The following is a 2,696-nucleotide window of genomic DNA, read 5'->3' as shown; positions in this document are numbered from 1 at the left end:
GTTGATCACCACCGCAGCGGCACTGGCGGCGGTTGTGCGGGCCTCCAAGCCACGATCTACGGCGCGCCCGATGCGGCGTCGGACGCGCCCCCCGCCGCCGCAAGTCTCTGCAGGGCATGCCTGGCGGCGCGTTCGATGGACTGTCGGCACGCGTCGAGCAGGCCGCCCAAGACGCCGCCGCCCAGGGCGCCACCATCTCGGCAGCGGTCCGGGCGGATCTGAGGCTTATCCTCGTCGATCTCGATCCCATAGGTCCGGGCGGCGTTCACGGGTGCGCTGCTCGGCAGCCTGCTGTCGCCAAGACTCGACGCGAGCGTGGTCGCCGGATAGCAGAACATCCGGGACGTCGAGTCCCCGCCAGCTCGGCGGCCTGGTGTAGGACGGGCCCTCCAGCAGACCGCAAGAATGCGAATCATCTTGGTTCGAAAGCGGATTGCCTAAAACATTGGGCAGCAGTCGCAGCACCGCCTCGATGATCACCACGGCTGCCGATTCCCCGCCCGGCAACACGTAGTCGCCGATCGAGACCTCTTCTACTCGCATCCGCTTGGCGGCATCGTCGATGACCCGCTGGTCGATCCCCTCGTAGCGACCGCAGGCGAAGACCAGATGCGCCTCGCTACTCCACCGTTGCGCCGTCGCCTGGGTGAACAATGCGCCCGCAGGCGTCGGGACTACCAGAAGTGTTTCCTGCGAACAGATCTCGTCGAGCGCCTCGCCCCAAACGGGTGCTCTCATCACCATTCCCGGGCCGCCGCCGTATGGGGCGTCGTCCACCGAGTGGTGCACATCGTGAGTCCATTTCCGCAAGTCATGCACTTGCAGCTGCACGAGACCCGACTCTATTGCCTTGCCCGGCAACGATTGCCGCAGCGGATCCAAGTAGGACGGAAAAATCGTCACGACATCAATCTTCATGCGCCCTCAGTTCTCCAGTTCCAGCAAGCCCTCGGGCGGATCGATTTCGACGATGCCAGACTCCAACGACACTGACGTGACGATCGCGCTGACGAACGGCACAAGCAACTCGCCCTCGTCGGGTCGCTTAACCGCCAGCAGTTCGCCAGCCGCCGTGTGCAAAACCTCGGCGACAGTGCCGATGTCGCGTCCGGCCGTAGTGCGCACCAAAAGGTCTTCCAGCTGGTGGTCGTAGTAGGTGTCGGGCTCCTCGATGGGCGGCAAGGCTGAAGAGTCGATGACGAACAAATTGCCCCGCAGCGCGTCAGCGGCTTCACGGTCGGCCACTCCCTCCAGCCGCAGCAGAAGGCGACTGCCGTGCGGACGGACCGCCGCCACCACGTAGTTGCGCTCAGGCTGATCGGATCCCTTGGCGCGCAACACCGTCCCCAACGCGAACCGCGACTCGGGGTCATCGGTGCGAACCTCGACGACGACCTCGCCGGTCACGCCATGGGCTTTGACCACGCGCCCGACTGTCAGCTCCACGGGAGCTCCATGGGCCGGGCTGCGTTACTGGTCGGTGTCCACCACATCGACTCGGATACCGCGACCACCGATTCCGGCGACGAGCGTGCGCAACGCCGTCGCAGTGCGCCCGCCGCGACCGATCACCTTGCCGAGATCATCGGGATGGACGGGCACCTCAACAGTCCTGCCACGTCTGCTGGTCACCAGGTCAACACGGACATCGTCGGGGTTGTCGACAATTCCGCGGACCAGGTGCTCGACGGCGTCGACGACGACGGTACTCATGGCTTTGTCATCACAGTAGTCAGCTCTCGCTGGCCGGCTCAGCCGGTTCGGCCTGCTCAGCCGGTTCGGCCAGCTTGGCTTCGTCAGCAGGCTTGGCTTCGTCAGCAGGCTTGGCTTCATCAGCAGACTTGGCTTCGTCGGCAGGCTTGGCATCATCAGCAGGCTTGGTGGCTTCGTCGGCCTTCTCGGCCTTCTCAGCCTTGTCTGACGCAGCAGCCTTCTTGGCCGGAGCTTTCTTCTTCTTCGGTGTCGCGGCCTCGGTGTCGGGCGCACCGTCGGCAGCAGCCAGCGCGGCGTTGAACAGCTCCAGTTTGCTCGGCCTGGGCGCGGCGACTTTCAGCTTGCCCTCGGCACCGGGCAGCCCCTTGAACTTCTGCCAGTCACCGGTGATCTTGAGCAGCTTGAGGACGGGTTCGGTGGGCTGAGCACCCACCGACAGCCAATACTGGGCGCGCTCGGAGTTGATCTCAATGAGGCTTGGCTCTTCCTTCGGGTGATACCTGCCGATGACCTCGATGGAACGACCGTCGCGCCGCGTCCGCGCGTCGGCGACGGCGATGCGGTACTGGGGATTGCGGATCTTGCCAAGCCGGGTGAGCTTGATCTTTACAGCCATGGTTAAGCGACTTCTCCTATAGGTGTCACGCCGCAATTCAGCGATCCGGGCGGGATGCCAGGATCCGGTTTTGCCTCGTGTGTGACCACCAAGCAGCCGTAGTTGCAGGGCAGACAGCCGCCTATTGTGCCAGAGCCAGGCCTTCACCCTGAAATTCGCCGTAGCCGGGCGTCACAGGAATTTCTGTAAGCACTTGGTTTCCACCCGGCGCGTCATCCGCCATCCATCGGGGGTGCGCAGGAACTCGTCGTCATACCAGAGCCCACAGAACATCACCTGGTCTTTGTCACCACCTAGAACCATCGGGTTGAAGCAGATGGTCCGCGACGATGCGGTGTCCCCGTCGAGGCGCACGGAGAAGTTGCCC

5 protein-coding genes are annotated in these 2,696 nt (G+C 64.1%); all 5 read right to left on the bottom strand.

Annotated elements, in window-relative coordinates; genetic code table 11:
- Nucleotides 1-225 precede the first annotated feature (225 nt).
- Entirely contained in the window at nucleotides 226-918 is a 693-nt protein-coding gene (trmD, locus tag WBF82_RS18180; protein ID WP_424384354.1) for a tRNA (guanosine(37)-N1)-methyltransferase TrmD, read from the bottom strand.
- A 6-nt stretch (nucleotides 919-924) separates the two neighbouring features.
- The gene (gene rimM, locus WBF82_RS18175) at nucleotides 925-1,446 is read right to left on the bottom strand and encodes a ribosome maturation factor RimM (RefSeq protein ID WP_424384353.1); all 522 of its coding nucleotides are present in this window, start codon (nucleotides 1,444-1,446) and stop codon (nucleotides 925-927) included.
- Nucleotides 1,447-1,470: 24 nt separating this feature from the next.
- Nucleotides 1,471-1,713: an RNA-binding protein gene (locus WBF82_RS18170; protein WP_424384352.1), complete on the bottom strand. Its 243-nt coding sequence runs from the start codon at nucleotides 1,711-1,713 to the stop codon at nucleotides 1,471-1,473.
- A 19-nt stretch (nucleotides 1,714-1,732) separates the two neighbouring features.
- Entirely contained in the window at nucleotides 1,733-2,329 is a 597-nt protein-coding gene (gene rpsP / locus WBF82_RS18165) for a 30S ribosomal protein S16 (RefSeq protein WP_424384355.1), read from the bottom strand.
- Between the two features lie 171 nt (nucleotides 2,330-2,500).
- Nucleotides 2,501-2,696, bottom strand: a 196-nt coding sequence (locus WBF82_RS18160; protein WP_424384351.1) for a nuclear transport factor 2 family protein, incomplete at its 5' end; no start/stop codon positions are given.

It is taken from the genome of Mycobacterium sp. (assembly GCF_049673265.1).
In the GTDB taxonomy this organism is placed as follows: Bacteria; Actinomycetota; Actinomycetes; order Mycobacteriales; family Mycobacteriaceae; genus Mycobacterium.
The sequence above is the reverse complement of the archived record's forward strand: the minus strand, read 5'-3'. Positions and strand labels throughout refer to the sequence as shown.

Excerpts from the sequence above, each read along its gene's own strand:
- trmD (WP_424384354.1), bottom strand. The coding sequence starts at position 918 with ATGAAGATTGATGTCGTGACGATTTTTCCGTCCTACTTGGATCCGCTG.
- WBF82_RS18170 (WP_424384352.1), bottom strand. The coding sequence starts at position 1,713 with ATGAGTACCGTCGTCGTCGACGCCGTCGAGCACCTGGTCCGCGGAATT.
- rpsP (WP_424384355.1), bottom strand. The coding sequence starts at position 2,329 with ATGGCTGTAAAGATCAAGCTCACCCGGCTTGGCAAGATCCGCAATCCC.